24 protein-coding genes are annotated in these 23158 nt (G+C 64.7%); 10 read left to right on the top strand and 14 right to left on the bottom strand.

All coding sequences use genetic code 11. From position 1 onward, the window contains the following. Nucleotides 1-246 precede the first annotated feature (246 nt). Together CO675_RS18920 and CO675_RS18915 are read right to left on the bottom strand one after the other, a co-directional pair. Nucleotides 247-2034 (bottom strand): hypothetical protein, encoded by a 1788-nt coding sequence (locus CO675_RS18920; protein WP_097673420.1) that lies wholly within the window; start codon nt 2032-2034, stop codon nt 247-249. Between the two features lie 278 nt (nt 2035-2312). Next, nucleotides 2313-3218, bottom strand: coding sequence for a DMT family transporter (locus CO675_RS18915; RefSeq protein ID WP_097673629.1), 906 nt, complete (start codon nt 3216-3218; stop codon nt 2313-2315). 113 nt (nt 3219-3331) lie between these two features. On the opposite strand from CO675_RS18915, the gene CO675_RS18910 reads away from it, so the two are divergent. Then, nucleotides 3332-4105 carry an AraC family transcriptional regulator gene (locus CO675_RS18910; protein WP_245452817.1) on the top strand — a complete coding sequence of 258 codons (774 nt, stop codon included), beginning with the start codon at nt 3332-3334 and terminating at the stop codon, nt 4103-4105. Nucleotides 4106-4123: 18 nt separating this feature from the next. Here CO675_RS18910 and gcvA read toward each other — a convergent pair whose 3' ends face one another. Beyond that, nucleotides 4124-5026: a transcriptional regulator GcvA gene (gene gcvA, locus CO675_RS18905; protein WP_198964660.1), complete on the bottom strand. Its 903-nt coding sequence runs from the start codon at nt 5024-5026 to the stop codon at nt 4124-4126. A 157-nt stretch (nt 5027-5183) separates the two neighbouring features. Here gcvA and CO675_RS18900 point away from each other — a divergent pair, with 157 nt between their 5' ends. From CO675_RS18900 to CO675_RS18885, 4 genes are all read left to right on the top strand, one after another. Further along, nucleotides 5184-5729: a PaaI family thioesterase gene (locus tag CO675_RS18900; RefSeq protein WP_245452816.1), complete on the top strand. Its 546-nt coding sequence runs from the start codon at nt 5184-5186 to the stop codon at nt 5727-5729. Beyond that, nucleotides 5726-7069: an MFS transporter gene (locus CO675_RS18895; RefSeq protein ID WP_245452815.1), complete on the top strand. Its 1344-nt coding sequence runs from the start codon at nt 5726-5728 to the stop codon at nt 7067-7069. The genes CO675_RS18900 and CO675_RS18895 overlap by 4 nt, the downstream gene beginning before the upstream one ends. Next, the gene (locus CO675_RS18890) at nt 7066-7770 is read left to right on the top strand and encodes an AraC family transcriptional regulator (RefSeq protein ID WP_097673417.1); all 705 of its coding nucleotides are present in this window, start codon (nt 7066-7068) and stop codon (nt 7768-7770) included. The genes CO675_RS18895 and CO675_RS18890 overlap by 4 nt, the downstream gene beginning before the upstream one ends. A 73-nt stretch (nt 7771-7843) precedes the next feature. Beyond that, nucleotides 7844-8608 carry a sulfite exporter TauE/SafE family protein gene (locus CO675_RS18885; protein WP_097673416.1) on the top strand — a complete coding sequence of 255 codons (765 nt, stop codon included), beginning with the start codon at nt 7844-7846 and terminating at the stop codon, nt 8606-8608. Between the two features lie 95 nt (nt 8609-8703). Here the strand turns inward: CO675_RS18885 and CO675_RS18880 are convergent, their stop codons facing one another. Then, nucleotides 8704-8970 (bottom strand): hypothetical protein, encoded by a 267-nt coding sequence (locus CO675_RS18880; RefSeq protein WP_097673415.1) that lies wholly within the window; start codon nt 8968-8970, stop codon nt 8704-8706. Nucleotides 8971-10213: 1243 nt separating this feature from the next. Between CO675_RS18880 and CO675_RS40000 the strand changes: the two genes are divergently transcribed. Continuing rightward, nucleotides 10214-10600 (top strand): hypothetical protein, encoded by a 387-nt coding sequence (locus tag CO675_RS40000; protein ID WP_143279040.1) that lies wholly within the window; start codon nt 10214-10216, stop codon nt 10598-10600. On the opposite strand, the gene gatB is transcribed toward CO675_RS40000, so the two are convergent. The 6 genes from gatB to gatC form a co-directional block, all read right to left on the bottom strand. Continuing rightward, nucleotides 10522-12009 (bottom strand): Asp-tRNA(Asn)/Glu-tRNA(Gln) amidotransferase subunit GatB, encoded by a 1488-nt coding sequence (gene gatB, locus CO675_RS18875; protein WP_097673414.1) that lies wholly within the window; start codon nt 12007-12009, stop codon nt 10522-10524. The genes CO675_RS40000 and gatB overlap by 79 nt on opposite strands. A gap of 114 nt (nt 12010-12123) precedes the next feature. Further along, a complete protein-coding gene (locus CO675_RS18870) occupies nt 12124-13485 on the bottom strand; it encodes a patatin-like phospholipase family protein (protein WP_097673413.1) in 1362 nt (453 codons plus the stop codon). A gap of 165 nt (nt 13486-13650) precedes the next feature. Beyond that, the gene (locus tag CO675_RS18865; protein ID WP_097673412.1) at nt 13651-13932 is read right to left on the bottom strand and encodes a hypothetical protein; all 282 of its coding nucleotides are present in this window, start codon (nt 13930-13932) and stop codon (nt 13651-13653) included. Nucleotides 13933-13935: 3 nt separating this feature from the next. After that, on the bottom strand, nt 13936-15411 hold the full coding sequence (gene gatA / locus CO675_RS18860) for an Asp-tRNA(Asn)/Glu-tRNA(Gln) amidotransferase subunit GatA (RefSeq protein ID WP_097673411.1): 1476 nt from the start codon (nt 15409-15411) through the stop codon (nt 13936-13938). Then, nucleotides 15408-15650: a hypothetical protein gene (locus CO675_RS18855; protein WP_097673626.1), complete on the bottom strand. Its 243-nt coding sequence runs from the start codon at nt 15648-15650 to the stop codon at nt 15408-15410. The genes gatA and CO675_RS18855 overlap by 4 nt, the downstream gene beginning before the upstream one ends. A gap of 24 nt (nt 15651-15674) precedes the next feature. After that, complete coding sequence (gene gatC / locus CO675_RS18850) at nt 15675-15962, bottom strand: Asp-tRNA(Asn)/Glu-tRNA(Gln) amidotransferase subunit GatC (protein WP_092114784.1); 288 nt, start codon at nt 15960-15962, stop codon at nt 15675-15677. A 374-nt stretch (nt 15963-16336) separates the two neighbouring features. Here gatC and CO675_RS40610 point away from each other — a divergent pair, with 374 nt between their 5' ends. Then, the gene (locus tag CO675_RS40610) at nt 16337-16513 is read left to right on the top strand and encodes a hypothetical protein (protein WP_158231270.1); all 177 of its coding nucleotides are present in this window, start codon (nt 16337-16339) and stop codon (nt 16511-16513) included. 29 nt (nt 16514-16542) lie between these two features. On the opposite strand, the gene CO675_RS18845 is transcribed toward CO675_RS40610, so the two are convergent. The 3 genes from CO675_RS18845 to CO675_RS18835 all read right to left on the bottom strand — a co-directional run bounded on the left by CO675_RS18845 (nt 16543) and on the right by CO675_RS18835 (nt 19092). Further along, complete coding sequence (locus CO675_RS18845; RefSeq protein WP_097673410.1) at nt 16543-16857, bottom strand: NIPSNAP family protein; 315 nt, start codon at nt 16855-16857, stop codon at nt 16543-16545. 32 nt (nt 16858-16889) lie between these two features. Then, nucleotides 16890-17966 carry an NAD(P)H-dependent flavin oxidoreductase gene (locus CO675_RS18840; RefSeq protein ID WP_097673409.1) on the bottom strand — a complete coding sequence of 359 codons (1077 nt, stop codon included), beginning with the start codon at nt 17964-17966 and terminating at the stop codon, nt 16890-16892. A gap of 109 nt (nt 17967-18075) precedes the next feature. After that, a complete protein-coding gene (locus CO675_RS18835) occupies nt 18076-19092 on the bottom strand; it encodes an NAD(P)H-dependent flavin oxidoreductase (protein WP_097673408.1) in 1017 nt (338 codons plus the stop codon). A 117-nt stretch (nt 19093-19209) separates the two neighbouring features. Between CO675_RS18835 and CO675_RS18830 the strand changes: the two genes are divergently transcribed. Next, nucleotides 19210-20100 (top strand): LysR family transcriptional regulator, encoded by an 891-nt coding sequence (locus CO675_RS18830; RefSeq protein WP_097673407.1) that lies wholly within the window; start codon nt 19210-19212, stop codon nt 20098-20100. Between the two features lie 35 nt (nt 20101-20135). Here CO675_RS18830 and CO675_RS18825 read toward each other — a convergent pair whose 3' ends face one another. Continuing rightward, on the bottom strand, nt 20136-21611 hold the full coding sequence (locus tag CO675_RS18825) for an alpha/beta fold hydrolase (protein WP_245452814.1): 1476 nt from the start codon (nt 21609-21611) through the stop codon (nt 20136-20138). Nucleotides 21612-21737: 126 nt separating this feature from the next. On the opposite strand from CO675_RS18825, the gene ruvX reads away from it, so the two are divergent. Then, nucleotides 21738-22220 carry a Holliday junction resolvase RuvX gene (gene ruvX / locus CO675_RS18820; RefSeq protein WP_097673405.1) on the top strand — a complete coding sequence of 161 codons (483 nt, stop codon included), beginning with the start codon at nt 21738-21740 and terminating at the stop codon, nt 22218-22220. Between the two features lie 2 nt (nt 22221-22222). After that, complete coding sequence (locus CO675_RS18815) at nt 22223-23149, top strand: AEC family transporter (protein ID WP_097673404.1); 927 nt, start codon at nt 22223-22225, stop codon at nt 23147-23149. Nucleotides 23150-23158 lie beyond the last annotated feature (9 nt).

The raw sequence follows: 23158 nt of genomic DNA, 5'->3' as shown, positions 1-23158 counted from the left end.
ATACCTGTACCCGCTGGGTACGACCACCTCTTCGCTCGGACGGATGATGAGGTGCTGTCGCACATGCCGGTGATGCGCAGGTGCCGCGTCGGCAACCGCACTCCACAGGATCACAAGAGGCAACGTCAAGACCAAGGCAACACGCATCGCGATCACTCCGTTTCATCGAACAAGTGACCGCCGGCCACGGCGTTCTATTCTGCTCCGGTCCTTCACATGAGATCAAAACCGCGAGATCGCCGACGTCTAGGGGCGCGCCTCCGCCGGGCGACGACCCGATGCCCATTCCGCCCAGTACTTCAGGAGCGGAAACCCACCTGCAACCCAGCCTCCCGCCATCTTGGCCTCTTCCTCTGGATCCAGCATGCCCGCGGCGGCAGACAGTTCGGCGACGGAATAGCGGCGCGATGGACACAAGACTTCGCCCGCCTGCGCCCAGCAATCCCACTCGCCGATCGTTACGCCACCCAGCGCCCCCGTCTTGCGGTTATAGAGAATTGCCTTGGGTGACGAATTGGAGACGATTGCAAGCCAGTTTGGGTCGCTCGCGATGCCGGTCGCGTAAAAGGTCGACTCGTCGCCAAACAGGTCTCCGCGGGCAGGCATCATCAACAGCCTGCCATCACTCATTGCCAGCGCGCCATAGGCTGCACGCACCGTCTTGTCGAACATCTGATAGCTCGGCGCATCGAACTGGACGGACCCGCGCGACGTAACCGAGGGATATCGAAATCTCGATTGATCAGCGATGTATTTCCATCGTGGGTATCCAAACTCGAAAGAGGTTGTCGTCCCTTCGCTGATAGCGATGAGCCGGTCCTGGTAGGTCGACAGAATATAGACTGCGTCCTTGTCCCGATAGGCACAGAACGGCGCGGACAGGTTTGCATGAGTCGGACCGTTCGCGCCGTACACATCCTTCAATTGAAGGCTCTTCGTCATCGTGAAAACGACGCCGGACATCGGATCCGAACCAATCAGATCGCCGGTGCTCTCGTCTTCGTTGATGCAAGTGGCAAATTGAATCGGCTGAGGGCCGATGTTTGCAGTCCTGGCAAGCTCCTGCCCGGTTTCAATCGACAGCTTGACAATGCTGCCCTGGCCCGAGGCGAAAACCTCATCGCCGATAATCGTGATGCCGTGGGAGGCCGGCAAATCGCGCTTCCAGCGCAGAATCCATTTATCGTCCACGCGTTCGAACATGGAGACCACGTTGCCGTCGTAGTCCGCCACACCCATGAATCGACCTCCGCGCGAGATCGCCACTCCCTCCGCGCCCTTGATGCCGGCATCCGCTATCCGCTCGGTTAGACGAAGCTTCGCGCCGGACGGCGTACGCTCGAGCTGGGCGACGATAATATCCTCTCCAACGTAGTTCGCGATAAAGATCCTGTCGTAGAAGGCCGAATAGAACACGGCCGTTGGACTCCAGACAGGCAGTGCGACGTCGATCTCAAGCGGTACCGCGGTGCGCTGATCCTGGTCGAACAGATAAACATCCCGATAGTTGGCGATCAGAAATTCTCGCGCCGAGATCTTCGTCATGGAGACCGGTGTCATCGGTCCATATTCGCTTTGAGGCAGCGAAACCTGAATCGAATGCCCCTGCAGATCGGGCGCGGGCCGACCGCGCTTCTGCGTGTCGACTACCGCGCCAATATCCGCTTGCAGTTTACTGACCGTCTGCTGCAACCCATTTGCAGTCTGCTCCAGCTTGCTTGCAGCCTCGTCCTGCTTGCTCGCAATCTGCTCCTGCTTGATTGCAACCTGTTCCTGCTTGCTTGCAGCCTGTTCCTGCCTGCTCGCGACCTGCTCCTGCTTGCTCGCAGCCTGCTCCTGCCTGTTCGCGGCCTGCTCTTGCTTGTTCGCGGCCTGCTCCTGCGCGTCCAGGCGGCTGGTAATGCTAGCCATGCGTTGACCGCTCGAGCGCAGCGTCTCCGCTAGGAGATTCGTGGCGCTCCAAATCTTGTGCGCGAAAAAAACCAGGATGATTGCGCCAACTAGAATCGCACCATACGCGATCTTCTGTTTCATAATTCGCTCGAGACAACTATCGATCAAACCAGCAAACCCTCACGACTCGAAGTGAGAAGCTAGCTATCCTTTAGTTTGATCGCGTTCGACGTGAAGCGCATGATGCAAGCGAGCGACAAGCACGCTGATTTGGCAGCAATCGCACATCAATCAGCAAAGATTGGAAACATGTCTCGCGTGTGGGCGCACGCGATGTCACGACGCCCGCACGGCGAAAAATGGATCAGTCAAGCGCTGTGACGATAGGTCACAACGCTTGGATGATCGCGTCGTCATGCTCAGGCACGCTGCGCTCGCAACATCGGCCGTGGAAACACCTGCGCGCAGGCAACGCCGAGCAGCGCGAGGCCGCCGCCGATGACGTGGAAGGACCTGACCGGCTCGCCCAGCATCACGATCGCGGCCGCGGCCGTCAGCACCGGCAGCAGGTTCATGAAGATCGCGCAGCGGTTCGGGCCGAGCTGCGCGACACCACGGATCCACAGGAACGGCAGCACCACCGAGGCGAGCGCGCCGGCATAGACGATCAGCGGCCAGGTCGCCGCGTTGACCTGCCGCAGCGGCGCCGGCGTCGCGAGGAACGCGGGAAACATCACGGCCAACGCACACAACGCCTGCATGTAGGTGGACTGCCACCCGGTGATCGGCAAATTCCAGCGCTTCAGGAGCACGCCGTACAGCGCGTAGACGATCGCGGCGAGCAGCATCAGTGCGTCACCCGCGTGCACACCATTCTGCAACAGCGACGACAATTCGCCGCCGCTGACGAGATAGACGAGGCCTGCGAACGACAGCGGCGCGCCGCAGACCATGCCGAGCGTCGGCTGCTCGCCGAGCAGTGCGGCGCTGAGTGCGACCGTGAGCAGCGGCGTCAGCGCGGTGAACACGGCCATGTTGGTCGCGGTCGTGGTCTCGGCCGCCAGATACGACAGGCTCTGGAACAGGCACATCGCAAGGAAGCCGAGGATCGCGAGCGGCCCGAGATGCGGCCAGATCGCGCGGCGATTGCGCCAGGCGGCGCGCGCCACGAACGGGGACATCAGCAGCACCGCGACCAGCAGGCGATAGAAAGTGATCGCCTGCGGACCGATCGTGTGGGCCGACAGACGCGAGACGATGACGTTGCCGGCCCACAGCACGATGGCAACGAAGGGATAGAGAAGTGCAGCATTCTTCTTGAGCATGATCCGGCAGCGCATTGGTGAAAGACGCACCAGCAACTACCTGTCGCACTGAGGTCTGTCTCACGCTAGAATGACCTCACCTAGCGAGATTGGGACATGAGAGAGATGAAGACGTGTTGGACGAGCTGATCACACGGCACCTCGATTATCACGCCACGGCGCGGCCGATGGCGGCGATGGAGATCGACTATCCGAGCGGCACATCGACCGGCCTGCATGCACATCCGCGCGGCCAACTGCTCTACGCGATCGAAGGCGTGATGATCGTGCGCTGCGCCGAGGGCACCTGGGTGGTGCCGCCCAATCGCGCGGTGTGGCTGGTGGCCGGTCTCGCGCACGAGGTCCGGATGTGCGGTGCGGTCAAGATCCGCACCGTGTTCGTCGATGCCGACGCGGCTCCCAATCTGCCGCAGACCAGCTGCGTGTTCACTGTCTCGCCGCTGCTGCGCGAATTGTTCGTCGCCGCGATGGGTGTGCCGCTGGACTATGCGCCAGGCACAAGCGACGAGCGCCTGATGCGTGTGCTGCTCGACCAGCTGCGCGAGATCGATGTGTTGCCGCTGCATCTGCCGATGCCGCGCGACGAAAGGCTGGCGCGGATCTGCGCGGCGCTGGTGGCCCGTCCGGACGACACCTCCACCGCCGAGCAGTGGGCGCTCCGGCTGAAGCTGACATCGAAGACGATCCATCGCCTGTTCGCCAGGGAGACCGGCATGACGTTCGGCGAGTGGCGTCAGCAGGCCCGCCTGCTGTTTGCGCTGGAACGCCTCGCACGCGGCGCGCGGGTGGTCGATGTCGCGCTCGATGCCGGCTATGCCAGCCAGAGCGCCTTCACCGCGATGTTCCGCAAGCATTTTGGCGTGCCGCCGAACGCGTTCTATCGATAAGGCGCGGCGGCGAGACAGCTAGCGTTCCCCAAGTGCTGACTGGGCTATGGGCCCCAACATCCACTCCCTGAACGCCGCGATCTTCGGAAGCCCTTGCCGGTTGTCGGGGCAGACGAGATAATACGCAAACTCCTCCAGATGCGCGGTCTCAAGCAGCTGGATCAGTTCGCCGCTCTCGATCTCATCGGCGACCATTGCCGCGGGCAGCAGGCCGGCGCCCTGCCCGGTCAGCACAGCCTTCAGCAGCAGACCGCTGTCGTCGAACGAGGGACCGCGCGGCGTGCGAACCTCCGTGATCCCATTGGCCTGAAACCACAGGCTCCATCCCTTGCGATCGGCGTCGTGCACCTGCGGCCAGCCCGCAAGATCTGCGGGAGAGGCCGGCCGCCCGAGACGCGCAACCAGCGACGGCGAAGCGACCGCGACCATCTCGACCGTAACGACGCGGTCGCTGCGCAGCCCCGGATAGCGGCCGAGGCCGTGGCGCACCGCGACGTCGACGCCGTTACGCGAGAAATCGACGAGCGTGTTGCTGGTGACGATCTGGAGATCGATCTCGGGATGCGCGCCCTGAAACGATGCCATGCGCGGCACCAGCCAGGCCGACGCAAAGAACGGCGTGACGCTCACCGTCAGCGTACCGACGTCGACCGATGCAGCGACGCGACGCGAGGCCTCCGCGATCTGGCGAAACGCATTGCGGATCGACGGCAGATAGTCGCGGCCGGCGTCGGTGAGATAGATGCCGCGCGGCACCCGCTCGAACAGCTTGATGCCGAGATGGGCTTCGAGCGTCTTGAGCATCTGGCTGACCGCGCCCGGCGTCACGCACAGCTCCTCGGCCGCGAGCTTCACCGAGAGATGGCGGGCGGCGGATTCGAACGCCTTGAGCGCGTTCAGGGGTGGAAGCCTACTCTCCATGATTTAGATTTTCTAATCTCAATCGTGCAGCAAATCTGGTTTGCCAACGGGGCCTTCCCGGCGCTCAATTAGCCTATCGTAAGGCTGGGAGCCGCGTCAACATAGAGAAATCCGAGCCATTAAAGTTAGATTTTCTAATCTTCCTCCGCGGCTCGCGATGACAGCTCTCGGTTCCCTGATGGAGCCAGAACACGACATGACTGAGGTACCCAACAAACTCGCTTTGCACGAGATCGGTGCAGGCAGCGATACCCGCAAACGCGTCGACCACATCAACGCGTCGCAACCCGGCAGCCTGCCCGGCCTGCTGGATTTTCAATGGCTCGAAGCCGAACGCGGCCTCATCCGCGGCCGTTTCGAGATTGCAGCGAAGCACTTTTCGCCGCACGGGCTCTTGCACGGCGCAAGCATCGTCGCGCTGGCGGATACCGCGTGCGGCTTCGGCTGCCTCGCCTCCTTGCCGGACAGCGCAATTGGCTTCGCGACCGGCGAATTGAAGACGAACTTCATCGGTGCCGCGCGCGAAGGCGGCGTCAGCTGCGAGGCGCGCCTCATTCATGCCGGGCGCACCACCCAGGTGTGGGATGCGGAGATCCGCAGCGAGGCGACCGGCAAGGCCATCGCGCTGTTTCGCTGCACGCAGATGCTGCTCTATCCGCCGGCCAAGGCAGGCGAGCGCGCGGCACAAGGAGAACGATCATGAGGAACGCCGCCATGCACGCCGGACATCAACGCGCAAGGCCGTTCTATGGCTGGGTTGTCGTCGCAGCCGCCTTTGTCGTCACGTTCATCGGCTTCGGCAGCGCCTACACGTTCTCATCCTTCGTCGAGTCGCTGCAGCGGGAGTTCGGCGCCTCGCGCGGCTCGGTGTCGCTGGTGTTCTCGTTCGCGGGCTTCCTGTATTTCGGTCTCGGCATCATCTCCGGCCCGCTCGCCGATCGCTGGGGCGCGCGCAGGCTGGCTGCAATTGGAATGGCGCTGGTCGGTCTCGGCATGGTGCTGGCGGGACAGGCGCAGACCATCCTCCAGGTCTACGCTGCCTACAGCATCGGGATCGGCGCCGGCGTCGGTTGCGCATACGTTCCGACCTTGGGCGCCGTGCAGCGCTGGTTCGTCAGGCGGCGCGGTTTTGCGTCGGGCCTCGCCGTCAGCGGGATCGGGGTCGGAACATTGGTGATGCCGCCGCTCGCGACCTGGCTGATCGCGAGCCTCGGCTGGCGCGAAGCCTACGTCGTGCTCGGCGTCGTTGCCGCCGTCGCCGGCATCGGCTCATCGCTCCTGATCGCGGACGATCCGCGCCGCTACGGCACCGCACCGGATGGCGATCCGCTTGATACGGCGTCAGGCACGCCGCTGCGTCAGGGTGTTTCGATCCGCCATGCGGTGCGCACGGCCCGCTTTGCCGGGCTCTATGCGGCCTGCCTGGTCAGTGCGTTCGGGGTGTTCGTACCCTTCGTGCATCTCGTGCCGTTCGCCGTCGACCATCAGGTAGCGCCGACGCTCGCCGTGCTGCTGCTCGGGATGATCGGTGTCGGCAGCACCGCCGGCCGCTTCTTCCTCGGCGGCATCGCCGACCGGGTCGGCCGCGATGCCTTCCTGATCGCGATGTATCTCGGCATGGCCGCCTCGCTGGCGATCTGGGCGATCGCCGGCACCTTCTGGTCGCTCACGGCCTTCGCGCTGCTGTTCGGCGTGTTCTATGGCGGCTGGGTGGCGATCCTGCCCGCCGTGGTCACCGACCATTTCGGCGGCCGCAATGTCGGCGGCATCATCGGTATCCTCTACACCAGCGTCGCGTTCGGAACGCTGCTGGGACCAAGCGCCGCCGGCTTCGCATTCGACGTCAGCCACAGCTACTTCATCCCGGTGGCAATCAGCGCAGCCGCCAACCTCGTCGCCGCTCTCATCGCTGTCGCGACGATGCGAACGGCCTCGCCGATGGCTTCAGTCGCGCGGCCGCGACAGCCGGGTGACCCCCGTGCTATGCTCGGGGATCACCCATCCATCGGTTCGAGACCTCTGCGATCACCTGGTTCGCCATGACGAAAGCCTGGAACTACCGGCGCGCCGACCGTGACGGCATCGTCGAGCTGGCATCGTGGAGCGGTGCCGGCTCGCTCGGCCTCCGGCCGCACTTCCATGACGAGAGCCAGATCGTGCTGGTGCTGTCGGGGTCGCGCGCCTTTCGCATCGACGGTGCGGCCATCACCGTGCCTGCGGGCCATGCTGCGCTGATCCCGGCAGGAATGCTGCATGCACCGATCGCGACACTGGGCGCGGAGACGGTTTGCCTGAATGCCTATGTTCCGGCGGGCAGCGCCTGCTCGTCGCTCCGGATCGTCAATGTCGGGGACCGCTGGCGAAGCATCGAGGAGATATCGCCCGCGCACATCAGCGAGATCGCCAACGACATCCTGTCGGGCGGAGCGCCCGGCTCGACCGGGCAGACCGGCAGAGCCAAGCTCGGCACGGCCTTGACGGAGAGCCCCGAGCCGATCCGCGAGATTGCCGCCAGCTTCGGGCGAAGCCGCGAAGGGTTCAGCCGCATGGTGAGGCGCGAGCTCGGCGTCGCGCCGCACGCGTTCCGGCAACTCACCCGGCTCAATGCTGCCCGGCAACTGTTGCGCGCTGGCCAGCCGATCGCAGCCGTTGCCGCGGATGCCGGCTTTTCCGATCAGAGCCACCTCACCCGTCTGTTCCGCCGCACCTTCGGCACGACGCCGGGCGTCTACCGGCGCGATTGAAACGGCGTCACATACGTTCCAGACCAGCCGATGCTCCGCCCGCTAGCCTGCGCACCCTGCAAAGGGGTGAAGGATGGATACCCAGACAAGTCTTCTGCTGCTCGCGGCTGGTGGCGCGGGAGGCGTCATCAACGCATTGGCGGGCGGTGCGACACTCATCACCTTTCCGGCGATGCTCGCCGCAGGCTTGCCGGCGGTCATCGCCAATGCGTCGAATGCGGTGGCGATCTCGCCGGGGCATTTGATCGCAGCGCTCGCCGATCGCGGCAAGCTGCCGCCGCCGACGCGGCGTACCGTCAGCTTCGTCGCCGTTTCCACGGTTGCAGGCGGAGTCGGTGCCGGCACCCTCTTGTTGCTTCCCGAGCGGCTGTTCGTCCTGCCGGTGCCGGCCCTGATCGCATTCGCAACGCTGCTGTTTGCCTTCGCGCCACAGATCCAGGCGTGGACCAACGGACATCGGGAAGCCGCAGCTCCGCCCTCGATCAGTGCGAGCAGTGCTGCGCTCGGATTGGCCTGTGTCTATGGAGGGTTCTTCGGCGCCGGGCTCGGCGTCATCCTGACCGCGGTGCTGTCGATCACGGAACCGAGCGACATCAGGGCGATCAAGGCGTTGAAGAACCTGCTCGCGACCTGCGTGTCGCTCGCCGCCACATTGATCTTCATCGTGCAGGGAGCGGTACGGTGGCCGGAAACTTTGGTGATGCTGCTCGGCGCCATGGTCGGCGGCTATGCCGGAGGCCACCTGATCCGGATCCTGCCGGCTCACGTCGTCCGGCAGTTCGTCATCGCCGCTGGGGCGCTGATGACTGCGATCTACGCCGCACGATACTGGTTCTAGATGGAGCGAGGGAGCCGAGGCTCCCGGCTCGAGCTGTGCGCTTTCGAGCGAAGTGGATTACGGTTCGCGTGAAGAAAACGCGCCAAAACGAAAGCTTAGTGCGTCGTCATCCAGGCGCGGGCTTCGCGCTGGGCGGCAGCGATCTCGACGTCGGACATCTGCTCGGCGACTTCGCGGCGGTGCGCGATTGCGTCGGTACGTCCCTTGAGCGCCGCCAGGTTGAACCATTTGTGCGCCGCGACGAGATTGACCACGCCGGAACGGCCGCTCGCCCAATACATGCCACGCTCGAACAGCACGTCCTGGATTGCAGTCGCAGCAACCGGGATAGCGCTTTCCTGATCGATGACCCCCTGAAACATTGTCGTCATTCCCCTTTTTGTTGTTGGCCGCCCTCCCCCGAGCGCGGCCCCCGTCCACTGTTGAAACGCCTTGTTATCCCCGAGCTGATCCTTCGGATCATGCCCCGCGCTGATCCTGGGATCATGCGCCGCGCCGATCCCTGGATCATGCGCTCGCCGTTTGCCGGCTTGTTGGGGTGATCATGGCCCATCAAATTTGAAGAGCGGTTTAAGTATCGCGATGAACGGGATGTAAATCGGGCCGGCCGGGCGCGTTCCCCGGAATCGCAGAAGTGCCTGTGCCACAGGCATTTCCGTGCATTCGTGAATGCCGGTTTACCCTGGTGCTTCGGACATCGATAACCATCGCGGACAATCGCCGCGGGCACCGTCCGGTCCCGGCCGCCGACGCATCTGATCAATCGACGAGTTGACGGCGGGCTGCCACGCCCGGCGGACGGTCCGCGAAGCCGCGGTACGGTCGCGCGCGCAAAGAAACGCGAGCCCGTCAGGCCCGACGTCGATCCAGAAAATGGGATGTGGAAAGCGGCTGCCGGGCGCGGACTGCGCGGGCCGCCGGAACGAGGGGGTCGGCGAACACGTCAGGACCAGATTTCAGCTCGGCATTCTCGCCGGTGAAATTGCGGAACCGAGCCGGCCCCGCACCGAACGAAGAAATCTCTGTTTCTTCTGCCGGACCGCTTTTGGGAAGGTTGCCCTCTCCGAAATTCGATCCAGCCGTTTGACCTGATGTCTCGCCGACACCCTCTTTCGTCAGCCAGAGCCTTGGGGTGGGATGTGCCTCTCAGCAGTCCGTCCGCTGGCTCTCGCGACGTGCCGGCATCAAGCCGCCGGCAATCCTCTCAAGGCGAGAGGCTTACTTCTTCTTGGCGACCTTGCGGGTCTTCTTCGCAGTCTTCTTCACTGCGCTCTTCGCCTTCTTCGCCTTCTTCGCCTTCTTTGCCTTCTTAGCCATGTTGCCCTCCAGTATGTGAGATGGCTCTCGCTGCGTGCACTCGGGAATCGATATGCACTACTTCCCGAATACACCAACAGACCGAAAAAAACAGTGTCCCGCTTAAGGAAGTGTTGACGCAGCGGTGTCAGTGCGCACAGCGCGCGTCACCGTTCAAATCGACGCTGCATTCGTTCGACGATGCAAGAAGTTCAACGGCCGCCGACGTCGGCATTTGTCAACCTTGCAGGAAACGCCTTGTATTATAGCCTTTTCGTGCGGTCGCATTGAAGCGATCGACACAGGATCATGACTGCATTGAGTCGCGCGCGACGACGAAAAGCGGCGCGTCGCGAACGCCGAGTCGTAATTTTTGGCAACGAAAAAATTTTCGTGGGTAAGACCGCTTTTGCCTCGTTTGAGGTCGCCCGGACCGGATTCGCGAACGAATCGCAGCTTCGGCGATTCGGCGCCGACGACGTCAGTGCGACCGTCGAGCGAGGGTGTGAGGCCGGATCACGCCGCGTTCACGCGCGCGCGACGATGCCGATGGTGACGGCGCGAGAGCATGATCCGACTGGATCATGCGCCAAGGACAACATCATTGTCCTGTTCGTTCAGACGCCGAGCTTGGACTTCAAGAGCTCGTTGACCGCCTTCGGGTTGGCCTTGCCGCCCGACGACTTCATCACCTGACCGACGAACCATTGAAGGGCCGCGGGCTTCGCCTTCGCCTGCTCGACCTTGTCGGGATTGGCCGCGATGATGTCGTCGACCACCTTCTCGATGGCGCCGAGGTCGGTGACCTGCTTCATGCCGCGCGTCTCGACGAGCGCGCGCGGATCGCCGCCTTCCTGCCAGACGATCTCAAACAAGTCCTTGGCGATCTTGCCGGAAATCGCTCCCTCGCCGATCAGATCGACGATCGCGGCGAGTTGCTCCGCCGACACCGGCGAGGCTGCGATCGCAACGCCTTCCTTGTTGAGGCGGCCGAACAGCTCGTTGATCACCCAGTTGGCGGCGAGCTTGCCGTCACGCGCCTTGTCGGCGAGACGCGCGAGCACCGTCTCGTAGAACTCCGCGCTCTCGCGCTCGGCGACCAGCACGCTCGCGTCATAGGACGACAGGCCGAAGCCCGTAATAAAACGGGACTTCTTCTCGTCCGGCAGTTCCGGCAGCTGCGCCTTGAGCTCGTCGACGAAGGCCTGGCTGAATTCCAGCGGCAAGAGATCGGGATCCGGGAAGTAACGGTAGTCGTGCGCCTCTTCCTTGGAGCGCATCGAACGCGTCTCGCCCTTGTTCGGGTCGAACAGCCGGGTTTCCTGGTCGATCGAGCCGCCGTCCTCGATGATCTCGATCTGGCGCCGCGCCTCGTACTCGATCGCCTGGCCGATGAAGTTGATCGAGTTCATGTTCTTGATTTCGCAGCGGGTGCCGAGCGCGGTCTCGCCATGGCGGCGCACCGAGACGTTGACGTCGGCGCGCAGGCTGCCCTTCTCCATGTCGCCGTCGCAGGTGCCGAGGTAGCGCAGGATCGAGCGCAGCTTGGTGACGTAGGCCTTGGCCTGCTCGGCATCGCGGATGTCGGGCTTGGAGACGATCTCCATCAGCGCGACGCCGCAGCGGTTGAGGTCGACATAGGACATCGTCGGCGACTGATCGTGCAGCAACTTGCCGGCGTCCTGCTCCAGATGCAGCCGCTCGATCCCGATGGTGACGCTGCGGCCGCCATCGAGTTCGAGCACCACCTCGCCCTCGCCGACGATCGGCGACTTGTACTGACTGATCTGGTAGCCCTGCGGCGAGTCCGGATAGAAATAGTTCTTGCGGTCGAACACCGAACGCAAATTGACCTGCGCATTCAGCCCGAGACCGGTGCGCACCGCCTGGCGGACGCACTCCTCGTTGATGACGGGCAGCATGCCCGGCATCGCGGCATCGACCAGCGAGACGTGGGAGTTGGGCTCGCCGCCGAACGCAGTCGACGCGCCGGAGAACAGCTTCGCGTTCGAGGTGACCTGGGCATGGACCTCCATGCCGATCACGACCTCCCAATCGCCGGTGGCGCTCTTGATCAGTTTGTGAGGGGCAGCAGATGCGGTCATGGAGCTGGTTTCCGGACAAGTATTATCTGGGATGGATTGGGCTTCGCGCAACCGACAGCGCCAGTCAAGCCGCCTTGCAGTCCCCTTGCAGCCCGCGCCGGGCATGGGCGCGGATCAGAGGCCGCGCCGGAACTGCTGATAGGCCTTGCTCGAGCGCAGCGCGTCCGCGCCGCCCGTGACCAGCTGGTCGACCTGCTCGGCCGGCAGCGAAAGCCGCGTCGGAATGGCGTTCAGAATGCCGGCACGCTCCGGTCCGAGCCGGTCGAAGCCGAGCCGCTCGACATAGATCGCGACGTCACCGCATTTCCAGCCGGCGCCGACGCCGAGCCTGGCGCGATCCGCCGCCGACAGGCCGCAGCGCCAGCGCTTCAGCTTGCCGGACCAGTCGTTGGCGAGCGACGTAAAGGCGGCGTAGCTGGAGCGCACGCTGGCATCAATCGCGGTGTCGGCGGCCGCGGACACCAGCTCGACACCGTTCGGCCCTTCGAGCGTCTGCACGAAGTCGCCGGAGATGCCGCGGCCGGCATCGACCACCAGGAACAGGATGCGCCTGAGCTTAGCCGCCTGCCGTTCGCTCAGCGGCTCATAGGGCCGCTGCGCGGCGAGCAGGCCGATGCTCAGCCCCGACAGGCCGTAGTTATCAACGAGGCCGCCATCGAGCAGCTTGACGTAACGCATCGAGCCGTCGCGGTAACGCGCCTGGGCCTCGGCATAGGAGCGCAGCAGCGGCTGCGCGTTTGGATCGTTGCGCACCCGATCCAGCCACGACGGCAGCGGCGCGGCGCAGCCGCCGGGATAGGTCTGCAGCACGATCGGGGCGAATGCCAGCGGCACCGCGGCAGAGGCCGCCACCGCTTCGGCGACACGATAGGAGCGGACGTCGCTGCACAGCGCATCGAACGACGTCTTGCCGAACACGAACGGCGTGCGGTTGTAGATGTCGGAGGCGTTGATCCACACCCGTGGCCGGCGATCGTCCGGCAACGCCTCGAACCGCGCGCCGTCGAACAGATTTTGATCGAGCCAGTCGGTGAACTGGCTGTCGTTGACGCCGCCACCCAGCGCGCGCCCGATATTGCCGAGGGAGATCTTGGTCTTCAGCCCCTCCTCGGCGTTGCGCAGCAGGAAGCGCTCGCGGAAATCGTCGAGCGCCGCGCGCCGCTTCAATCCGAAATAGGCCGCGGTGACCGATCCGCCGGAGACGCCGGAAACGAAGTCGACGCGATCGAGCAGCGTCTTGGTGCCGGCGGCGCTGGAGCGCACCCGGTCGAGCTCTTCCAGCACGCCGAACGAAAACGCCGCCGCGCGCGTGCCACCACCGGAGAACGACAGCGCAAGCAGCAGGTCATCTTCGTAAGCCGGAATATCGCTGACACCGTTGATGTCGGCAGCCGCGGCGCCGAGCGGCACGTTGCCGGGGAGATTGTAGACGGTTGCGCAGCCGGCAAGGCCCACCGCCACTACTGCCACCAGCAATGCTGACAGCCATCCCCCTATGCCCGACCCACGCACGAATACTCTCTTTGCCGCTGGCCCCCGCCCGGTTCCACCAGCCTATCACGGCCAATCTGGGCGGCGGCATGGCGGCCGAAACAGGGTTAATGCTCGCGGTGCCAAGACACCGCACTTCACATCGGTTGTTCAGACCAAAAGTGCGGAGACGATCCGTTCCCACTCGGCCTCAACTGTGTCCTTTGCGACCGGCTGGCCGGCCCGGCGATACCAGTAGCCGGCATTGCCGAGATCGCCCTCGACGCGATGCAGGTAGGCGTGCACCCAGGCCGAATTGGCGTCGCTCTCGTCCTGCACGATCTTATGCGCCTGGTCCCAATCACCCTTCCTCACCCACCACAATGCGGCGAGCGGCGGCGCCAGAGTCGTGTCCGGCGCAGCGTCAGCGAGACTGGCGCGGAAATCCGCCATCGCTCACCACCATCTTGGCGCCGGGAAGCGGCCGGCCGCCTGCTCGATCACCTCCCCGAGCGAGAACAGCGTCTCCTCGTCGAACGGACGGCCGATCAGTTGCAGGCCGAGCGGCAGGCCTTGCGTATCCTTGCCGGCGGGCACGGCGATGCCGGGCAGGCCCGCCATGTTCACGGTCACCGTGAAGATGTCGTTGAGATACATCTCAACCGGATCGGCGCCGCCCTTCTCGCCGATGCCGAACGCCGCCGACGGCGTCGCCGGCGTCAGGATTGCATTGACGCCCTTGGCGAAGCAGTCCTCAAAGTCCTTCTTGATCAGCGTCCGCACCTTCTGCGCACGCAGATAATAGGCATCGTAGTAGCCGGCAGAGAGCACATAGGTGCCGATCAGCACGCGCCGGCGAACCTCGTCGCCGAAGCCGTCGGCGCGGGAGTTCTCGTACATCTCGATGATGTTCTTGGCCGGCTCGCGTAGCCCGTAGCGCACGCCGTCATAGCGCGCGAGGTTCGACGATGCCTCCGCCGGCGCCACGATGTAATAGGCCGGCAGCGCGTATTTGGTGTGCGGCAGCGACACTTCGACGAGCTCCGCACCCGCGGCCTTCAGCCACTGCGCGCCCTCGCTCCAGAGTTTCTCGATCTCGGCCGGCATGCCGTCGAGCCGATACTCCCTGGGGATGCCGATCTTCATGCCCTTCACGGACTTGCCGATCGCGGCCTCGTAATCCGGCACCGCGATGTCGACCGACGTGGTGTCCTTGGGATCGTGACCGGCCATCGAGCGCATCAGGATCGCGGCGTCGCGCGTCGTGCGCGCGATCGGGCCGGCCTGGTCGAGCGAGGATGCGAAGGCGACGATGCCCCAGCGCGAGCAGCGGCCGTAGGTCGGCTTGATGCCGACGGTCGCGGTGAACGCGGCGGGCTGGCGGATCGAGCCGCCGGTGTCGGTCGCGGTCGCGCCCATGCACAGCAGCGCCGCCACAGCCGAAGCCGAGCCGCCGGACGAGCCGCCCGGCACCAGCGTGGTGTTGGAGCCCTCGCGCCGCCACGGGTTGGTGACCGGGCCGAAGCACGAGGTCTCGTTCGACGAGCCCATCGCGAACTCGTCATTGTTGAGCTTGCCGAGCAGCACCGCGCCATCGCGCCACAGCTGCGAGGTCACCGTCGACTCGTAGGGCGGGATGAAATTGCCGAGGATCTTCGAGCACGCCGTGGTCCTGATATCGCGGGTCGCGAACAGGTCCTTGATGCCGAGCGGAATGCCCGCCAGCGACCCACCCTCGCCCTTTGCGATCTTCTCGTCGGCGGCCTTCGCCATGTCGCGGGCGCGGTCCGGCGTCTCGAGCACATAGGCATTGAGCACGCGCGCGGCTTCGATGGCGGCGAGATGCGCGTCAGTCAGTTCGCGGGCGGTGAAAGACTTGCTCGCCAGGCCCTCGCGGGCCTCGGCGATCGTCAGCGATGTCAAATCGGTCATTTATTGATCGGGCTGCAGAAGAACGGAGACAGGGTCTTGTCGTTGGCGGGGTCATCCTGCCGGGGGCTGATATTTCTCAGGGCATTTTCCTTGGCGCGGGCGGCATCCAACGCCTCGAGATGGTCGAGCACCGCGTCCATCGCCGCATTGGGATCGGCGACCTTCCCCTTGCGCTCCATCGCGTCGAGGAAGTCCATGTAGGCCTTGTAGGCCTTTTCATCGTCGCAGAGCAGACACATCGCCATCGTCCCAGAACAGAGAAACTACTCGACCACCTTCGGCACCAGGAAGAAGTGGTTGGTCGTATCAGGCGCGTTGCGGACGATGTCGTCGGCGATCTCGCCGTCATTGACCACGTCGGCGCGCTTCTTCATCTCCATCGGCGTCACCGAGGTCATCGGCTCGACACCGTCGATATTCACCTCCGATAGCTGCTCGACAAAGGCCAGCATCGCGTTCAGCTCGCCCTGGAGATGGGGAACTTCGGCGTCGCTGACCGCGATCCGCGCCAGATGCGCGATGCGGCGGACGGTTGTGGCGTCTACGGACATTATATAGGGCCCCAGATCCAAAAGGTCAGGCTGAAAGGTCAGCCCGCCGTATAGCAGAGGCCGGTTTTGCGCCGCAACCACGCGAATCCCTCTGCCCCGGGGCTTGAGCACCCTGCCGGGCACCCTGGCCAGACATCCCAGTGCGCATTCGGGCCGCAAAAGCCCGCGACGAAACCACTTTGCGGGTGCCACGAAGTGGTGCCGAAACATTCGGGGCGCCTACTCCCTCCAAACAGAAAAGTTCGGAGTGCGTCATGCAAACGCTGGAAAGCCGCCCCCGGCCGGAGGGCTGGGATCCCGCCCTGTGGTCGATCGGCACCGTGCTGGGGATTGCGATCCTCTACGTGGCCTGTCTGGTCTAAGTGAGGCGAGCGATGACCAAGTCCCAGGCGAAAGCGCTGCAGGAAAAGGCCGAGATGTTCGAGCGCCGGGCCGAGAGCGCCGCGGATCCGATCTCCCGGCAACATTACAAGGAAATGGCCGCGCATTATCGCAGGCTCGCGACCGAGCATCTGGAGATCAACCAGAGCGAGGCCGCGCGTCAGGCCTGAGATCGAGCGATCCGGCCTGCCATAGCCGGCTATGCCGGCTTCGGCAGCAACGGCCGAAAGAACGACCGTTCATAGCGGACAAAGCAGCGCGTCTCCCTCGCGAAGGCGATCGCCTTCTGAACGTCGGGATCGAGCGCTGAATCCTTGCGGTACTGTTCGTAGGCCGCAAGGCTCGGAAAGCTGAAAATCGCCAACGCCACGTCGCTGGCGCCCTCGGACGGCAGGAAATAGCCGTGATGAGTGCCGCCAAACCGCGGCACCAGCTCCAGCCACATCGCACCATAGGCCTCGAATTCGGCGAGCTTGTCCGCACGAACTTCGTATCGCAGATAACAGGTGATCATGCCGTGGTGCTCCTGCGTCAACGAAGGTGAAATCAGCCCGCCATCTTGCCCATCCGCGCCAGCGCGGCGCCCGCCAGTGCGCGGGTCAGCTCGGCGGCCGGCATCTCCTTGCCCATCCGCACCGCCTGCCCGGCCCAGAGATTGGTGAAATCGACCTTGCCTTGTTTTTCGGCAGCCGCCTTCAGCGGCCCGAGGGCGGTCGCCGCATGCGGGAACGCCGGCGCGTCCGGCGAGATCGGGCCGACCTCGCGCATCACGCGGTTGGCAACGCCGCGCGCCGGGCGGCCGGTCATCACATTGGTGATGACGGTCGATTCATCGCTGGCCTGCGCCAGCGCGACACGGCCCTGCGCGGTCACCTTGGATTCCGGACAGCGCAGGAAAGCTGTCCCGATCTGCACAGCCGATGCGCCGAGTGCAAAGGCCGCCGCGATCCCGCGTCCATCGGCGATGCCACCGGCCGCGACGACCGGCACCTTCACCGCATCGACCACCTGCGGCAGCAGCGAGAACGTGCCGGGCTGCTCGGCGATATCGTCGGTCAGGAACATGGCGCGATGGCCGCCAGCGTCGGCGCCTTGCGCGATGACGACGTCGACACCGTTCTCCTCGAGCCAGATCGCCTCCTTCACCGTGGTCGCCGACGACATCACGATGGCGCCCGCTGCCTTCACCCGCTGCAACAGTTTTGGCTCCGGCAGGCCGAAATGGAAGCTGACGACCTCGGGCTTCAGCTCCTCGACCACGGCGCAGAAGGTTGCGTCGAACGGCGCGCGGTTCGCCGCATTGATCGGCGCATCCGGATCGAGGCCGTGTTCGCGGTAGTAAGGCCCGAGCCGCTGCCGCCATTGCGCCTCGCGTGCCGGATCGGCGTCGACCGCCTTGTGGCAGAAGAAGTTGAGGTTGACCGGCGCGGACACGCGCTGGCGGATGATGTTGACCTGCTCACGCGCCTTCTCGGCCGACAGCATCGCACAGGGCAGCGAGCCGAGCCCGCCGCCCTGCGCCACCGCGATCACGAGCTCCGCATCCATCACGCCGGCCATCGGCGCCAGCACGATCGGGAATTCGGTCTTGAAACGATCGATCAATCGACGGTCCGGCCACATGGTGTGTCTCTTTCCTGACTTGCTCCGAATGACCCTCTCCCCTTGTGGGAGAGGGTGCGCTCGCAAAGCGAGCGCGGGTGAGGGGTTTGTCTCCGCGGATACAGACCCCTCATCCGGCGCGGATTGCATCCGCGCCACCTTCTCCCACAAGGGGAGAAGGAAAAAAGTTGCGCCGGCCGTGCAGCGTCTGCTCGGCCTCGGCGACGATGCGGCCGACGATCTCGGCCGCAGGAACGATATCATGGATCAGCCCGACGGACTCGCCGGCGAACACAGCGGCAATTTCGAAATTGCCTGCGGTCCTCGCCGCGGCGTATTCCACCGCGATCTCGTCCGCGCGCTGCATCAACTCGATCTCGCGGCCGGACCAGCGCCGCAGATGATCGTTGGCAAGCGAGCGCGCGGTGAATGGCGCCGGCCACATCAGCTTGCGCGACCAGTCCATCACCACGCCGCGCACCGTCTCACCGCTCTTCGCGGCGCAGATCAGCTGCTTCGCCCGCTCGGGCGCATCGGCCTCGACGCTGGCATAGAATCGCGTTCCCATCAGCACGCCGGATGCGCCGAGCATCATCATCGCAGCCAAGCCGCGGCCATCGGCGATGCCGCCGGCCGCGACGACCGGGACGCGCCCCGCCGCGAAATCGATGATTGCAGGCACGATATCGAGCGTGGTGCGCGACGCGCCGTGACCGCCCGCCTCCGTGCCCTGCGCGATCAGGATGTCGGCGCCGCAATCGAGCGCTTGTTGCGCCATTTCCTCGCTCTGCACCTGGCAGATCAGCAGCGCGTCCGCGGCCTTGATCCTGGGCGCGAACGGCGCGGGATCGCCGAACGACAGCATCACCGCGTGTGGCTTGGCATCCAGCGCGATATCGATCAACTCGGGCTGCTGAGCGAGGCTCCAGGTAATGAAGCCGATCCCGAACGGGCGGTGATATCGCCTGAGCACCGCGGTCTCCGCCGCGAGCCAGGCTTGATCTCCATAGCCGCCACCGAGAATGCCGAAGCCGCCCGCATCGCTCACCGCCATGACCAGCCGGCTTGCCGTGATCATCGCCATCGGCGCCGCCAGGATCGGATGCGCGATGCGAAGACGTGCCGTCAATTCGGTGCCGATCGGCATGCGTTGCTCCCTGTTCCGGATTTGCTGTTCTGGACTCGCAGCCTAAGCGGGCCTAACATTCTCGGAAAATGAATACTAGAGAACGCTACCATCTCTAAAATGAAACGGTGGTCCCAGATGGAATTGACCGACCTGCTCACCTTTTCCACGGTCGCCCGGCTCGGCGGCATCACCCGGGCCGCCGACGAGCTGAATACCGTGCAGTCCAACGTCACCCAGCGCATCAAGGCGCTGGAGGCCGAGATCGGCACCGCACTGTTCGAGCGTCACAGCCGCGGCATGTCGCTGACCGGCGCCGGCCGCCGCCTGTTGCCGTATGCGCAGCGCATGGCGGCGCTGTCGCGCGAGGCCGTGCTCGCCGCGCGCGACGATGGCGAGCCGAAGGGGCCGCTCTCGATCGGCTCGATGGAGACCACCGCCGCGGTGCGGCTGCCGACGCTGCTTGCCGAGTTTCATCGCCGCTATCCGGCCGTGCGCCTGACCCTGCGCACCGCGCCGACTGCTGACCTCGTGGCGGCCGTGCTCGACGGCTCGCTCGATGGCGCCTTCGTTGCCGGCCCGATCGAGCACGCCGAACTGTCGGCGACGACAGCCTTCACAGAGGAACTGGTGCTCGTCACCGCGCAACGCTGGAAATCGCTCGCGGCCTTGCGCGCCGGCACGCCGGAGTCGGGCCCGACTGCACTGGTGTTCCGCACCGGCTGCACCTACCGGCAACGCCTCGAACAGATATTCACCGAGTTCGGCTGGCCGTCGGCCGCCCGCTTCGAGCTCGGCACGCTCGACGGCATGGTCGGCTGCGTCGCCGCCGACATGGGCGTGACACTCCTGCCGCGCGCGGTGGTCGAGCGCGACCACGTCCAGCGCGACATCAAGATCCACAAGCTCAATCCGCAGCATGCGCATGTCGAGACGCTGTTCATCCAGCGCCGCACCGCGCACCAGTCCAGCGCCCTGCAGGGACTGGCGGTCTGCCTTCCCGGTGACGATCGCGTCATAGCGGCTTGAGAGCTATTCTGCGGCCTGAGGTCTCCAGCGGGGAATCACCTGGTCAAAAACAAACTTATCTCGTCGAAGAACCGGGCTGTGGCGGGTTCGTGCTTCAGAAAGAGGTGATTCCGCCCGGGAAGCGCGACGAAACGAGCACCGGGGATCCCAGCCGCCATTTGCCGGCCCGCATCGATCGGGACGATTAGATCGTCACGCGCATGCATCACGAGCGTCGGCACCTGCACCTGCGGGAGCAACTCGCGCACATCGAGATTTCCCACGACGTCAAAGTAGCGAGCCGCGCATTCAGGCGACGTCGTCTTGCGTTGAAGGTCGTTGAACCAATCGGCCTGTTCCTTTGTACCCTCAGGAATGAACTGCGAAGTGAACATCTGCCGGAATGCCGGATCGTCCATGCCCCAACCAAGGCGCATCAAAGTCCCCATCGCCTTTCGCTTCTCGTGCTCCTGCGGCGATCGCTTGGCGCCGCCCAGCGCAAAGCCGCCATACAAGATCAAGTGAGAAACGCGCTCGGGATGCCGCACGGTATAAGCAACGGAGATGGCACATCCCTGGGATACGCCCAAAAGCGGAAAGCGCTCGATGCCCATGGCGTCGACCACGGTTTCCAAGTCGCTGACCCAAGCATCGAGAGAAACCTCATCGACATCCCAATCCGACAACCCGTTGCCTCGCGCGTCGTAGCGAACCAGCGTGTGATCCTTCGCCAAGCCCTCCAGCAAATGATGCCAAATCGGGCTCTCCCAATCATAATCAAGGTGGTTCATCCAGTTTGCTGTCTTGACCAAGGGTGGACCCTGCCCAACGGTGGCATAAGCCAGTCGCACCCCATCCGGCGCACGGCAATAATTGATCTCCTGCGCCATGCTGACGGAACTGAAGTTCACCGAATAGACCTCGACGGGCTTCGCGATGTTCTTGAGGTTGCGAAGTCCCATCTTCTCGCAAGTGAACGCGAGTTTTTCGACCAGGTGATCGCGTGCCTGGCGCGAAATGCAAATTCCGCCCGGTTCAGCTATCCCCTCGAGCCGTGCGGCGATGTTCACGCCATCGCCGTAGATATCGTTCCCCTCGATCATGACGTCGCCGAGGTTTATGCCGACGCGGAATTCGATCCGCTTGTCGACACGTACCCTGGCGTTTCGCTCGCTCATCCCGCGCTGCACTTCGACGGCGCATCGTACCGCGTCGACCACGGACGCGAACTCGACCAGCAGGCCGTCTCCGGTCGTCTTGACGATACGGCCCCTGTGTTCTTCGATCTTCGGATCGACCAGCGCATGCCGATGCCCCTTCAATTGAGCATGCGTGCCTTCCTCGTCCATGCCCATGAGACGGCTGTAGCCGGCCACATCCGCAGCCAGAATTGCTGCAAGCCTGCGCTCCAAGACGCGTCCTCCGACAACCTGCGCTAAGCTGACGAACCGTTCAGAAGGCTGCTGCTTTTGGCCGCGCCGTTCCGGACGGCAGAGAAGCCGGTCCAAGGATAATTCGCGCAGCGCCAACAAGTAGAGCACCAAAGGCTGACAGCCGCAACACGCCTCGAGCCTTTCAAGAAGGCGTGGCGTTTTCGCATGGACGCCACGCCTATCGGGCTTTGCCTCACCGCGCGGGCGCATGGTAAGGGCTGGGCCATGCCCGCCCCCATCCTTCCCCTGATCGAAGCCGCGCCGCATTGGCCCGAGCGTGGCGCACTGGTCGGCCTCGACCTCGGCACCAAGACCATCGGCGTTGCCGTCTCCGATCCGGACCGGCGCCTTGCGACCGGCGTCGAGACCATCAAGCGCAAGCAGTTCAAGGCCGACGCGGCGCGGCTGCTCGCGATCGCGGCCGAGCGCAGCGCCGTCGGCTTCGTGCTGGGCCTGCCGATCAACATGGACGGCAGCGAGGGCCCTCGGGCGCAATCGACCCGGGCCTTTGCCCGCAACCTCGCAGGCCTCACCACGCTTGCGATCGGGCTGTGGGACGAACGGCTCTCGACCGCAGCCGTCGAGCGCGAGCTGATCGGGATGGACGTCAGCCGCGCCCGCCGCGCTGAGGTGATCGACGAGCACGCCGCGATCTTCATCCTGCAGGGCGCACTCGACCGGCTGGCGAAGCTGCGCGGGGACCGCTGACGATGGCCGTGGTGATCGCGGCGCTGCTGCCGGTGTTTTTGCTGATCGTGCTCGGCTTCATCCTGAGACGCACACTGATGCGGCTCGATACGCAATGGCACGGACTGGAGCAGCTCACTTATTACGTGCTGTTCCCGGTGCTCCTGGTGCAGACGCTGGTCAAGGCCGATCTGACCAAGGTGCCGGTTGCGGGCGTCGGCGGCGCGCTGCTGCTCGCGGCGCTCGTGATGTGCTTGCTCTGTCTTGCGCTGCGCGGCCCGCTCGCCCGCGCCGGCGTCGACGGCCCGGCCTTCTCCTCGATCTTCCAGGGCGCCACCCGCTGGCAGACCTATGTCGCGCTGTCGGTATCGGGCAATCTCTACGGCAAGGTCGGACTTGCGCTGGCCTCGGTCGCGATGGTCGCGATCATTCCGCTGGTCAACGTCTTCAGCGTCGCCGTGCTGGCGAAATATGCCTCATCCGGGAAGCGGTCCGCCGGCGCCATCGTGATGACTGTCGTGAAGAACCCGCTGATCTGGGCCTGCGTCATCGGGCTCGCCGTTAACGTCGCGCATGTCCCGCTCCCGAAGATCTGGCACGACGTCGCCGACGCGCTCGGAGGGTCGTCGCTGGCGATCGGGCTGCTCGTGACCGGCGCCGGGCTGCATCTGGAAGGCATCTTCCGTCCCAGCCTCGCCGCCAGCGTCGCGCTGGTCCTGAAGCTGGTTGCGATGCCAATCCTGACCGTCGCGCTCGCGGTGTGGTTCGGCGTCACCGGCGCCAACCTCGCCATCGTCGCGGCCTGCGCCGCGGTGCCGACCTCGCCGTCGGCCTATGTGCTGGCGCGGCAGATGGGCGGCGACGCCCCCCTGCTCGCCCAGATCATCACGCTGCAGACGATCCTGGCGGCGATCACGATGCCCGTCGTGATTGCCGCGGTCGGGCCGTAGCATGCGGCC

The sequence above is a fragment of the Bradyrhizobium sp. C9 genome, assembly GCF_002532045.1.
Lineage (GTDB): Bacteria > Pseudomonadota > Alphaproteobacteria > Rhizobiales > Xanthobacteraceae > Bradyrhizobium.
The sequence above is the reverse complement of the archived record's forward strand: the minus strand, read 5'-3'. Positions and strand labels throughout refer to the sequence as shown.

What these genes read in the sequence shown, in the direction of transcription:
- CO675_RS18920 (WP_097673420.1), bottom strand. Translation starts at nt 2,034, where the DNA reads ATGAAACAGAAGATCGCGTATGGTGCGATTCTAGTTGGCGCAATCATC.
- CO675_RS18915 (WP_097673629.1), bottom strand. Translation starts at nt 3,218, where the DNA reads ATGCTCAAGAAGAATGCTGCACTTCTCTATCCCTTCGTTGCCATCGTG.
- gcvA (WP_198964660.1), bottom strand. Translation starts at nt 5,026, where the DNA reads ATGGAGAGTAGGCTTCCACCCCTGAACGCGCTCAAGGCGTTCGAATCC.
- CO675_RS18900 (WP_245452816.1), top strand. Translation starts at nt 5,184, where the DNA reads ATGACAGCTCTCGGTTCCCTGATGGAGCCAGAACACGACATGACTGAG.
- CO675_RS18895 (WP_245452815.1), top strand. Translation starts at nt 5,726, where the DNA reads ATGAGGAACGCCGCCATGCACGCCGGACATCAACGCGCAAGGCCGTTC.
- CO675_RS18890 (WP_097673417.1), top strand. Translation starts at nt 7,066, where the DNA reads ATGACGAAAGCCTGGAACTACCGGCGCGCCGACCGTGACGGCATCGTC.
- CO675_RS18885 (WP_097673416.1), top strand. Translation starts at nt 7,844, where the DNA reads ATGGATACCCAGACAAGTCTTCTGCTGCTCGCGGCTGGTGGCGCGGGA.
- CO675_RS18880 (WP_097673415.1), bottom strand. Translation starts at nt 8,970, where the DNA reads ATGTTTCAGGGGGTCATCGATCAGGAAAGCGCTATCCCGGTTGCTGCG.
- CO675_RS40000 (WP_143279040.1), top strand. Translation starts at nt 10,214, where the DNA reads ATGACTGCATTGAGTCGCGCGCGACGACGAAAAGCGGCGCGTCGCGAA.
- gatB (WP_097673414.1), bottom strand. Translation starts at nt 12,009, where the DNA reads ATGACCGCATCTGCTGCCCCTCACAAACTGATCAAGAGCGCCACCGGC.
- CO675_RS18865 (WP_097673412.1), bottom strand. Translation starts at nt 13,932, where the DNA reads ATGGCGGATTTCCGCGCCAGTCTCGCTGACGCTGCGCCGGACACGACT.
- gatA (WP_097673411.1), bottom strand. Translation starts at nt 15,411, where the DNA reads ATGACCGATTTGACATCGCTGACGATCGCCGAGGCCCGCGAGGGCCTG.
- CO675_RS18855 (WP_097673626.1), bottom strand. Translation starts at nt 15,650, where the DNA reads ATGTGTCTGCTCTGCGACGATGAAAAGGCCTACAAGGCCTACATGGAC.
- gatC (WP_092114784.1), bottom strand. Translation starts at nt 15,962, where the DNA reads ATGTCCGTAGACGCCACAACCGTCCGCCGCATCGCGCATCTGGCGCGG.
- CO675_RS40610 (WP_158231270.1), top strand. Translation starts at nt 16,337, where the DNA reads ATGACCAAGTCCCAGGCGAAAGCGCTGCAGGAAAAGGCCGAGATGTTC.
- CO675_RS18845 (WP_097673410.1), bottom strand. Translation starts at nt 16,857, where the DNA reads ATGATCACCTGTTATCTGCGATACGAAGTTCGTGCGGACAAGCTCGCC.
- CO675_RS18840 (WP_097673409.1), bottom strand. Translation starts at nt 17,966, where the DNA reads ATGTGGCCGGACCGTCGATTGATCGATCGTTTCAAGACCGAATTCCCG.
- CO675_RS18835 (WP_097673408.1), bottom strand. Translation starts at nt 19,092, where the DNA reads ATGCCGATCGGCACCGAATTGACGGCACGTCTTCGCATCGCGCATCCG.
- CO675_RS18830 (WP_097673407.1), top strand. Translation starts at nt 19,210, where the DNA reads ATGGAATTGACCGACCTGCTCACCTTTTCCACGGTCGCCCGGCTCGGC.
- ruvX (WP_097673405.1), top strand. Translation starts at nt 21,738, where the DNA reads ATGCCCGCCCCCATCCTTCCCCTGATCGAAGCCGCGCCGCATTGGCCC.
- CO675_RS18815 (WP_097673404.1), top strand. Translation starts at nt 22,223, where the DNA reads ATGGCCGTGGTGATCGCGGCGCTGCTGCCGGTGTTTTTGCTGATCGTG.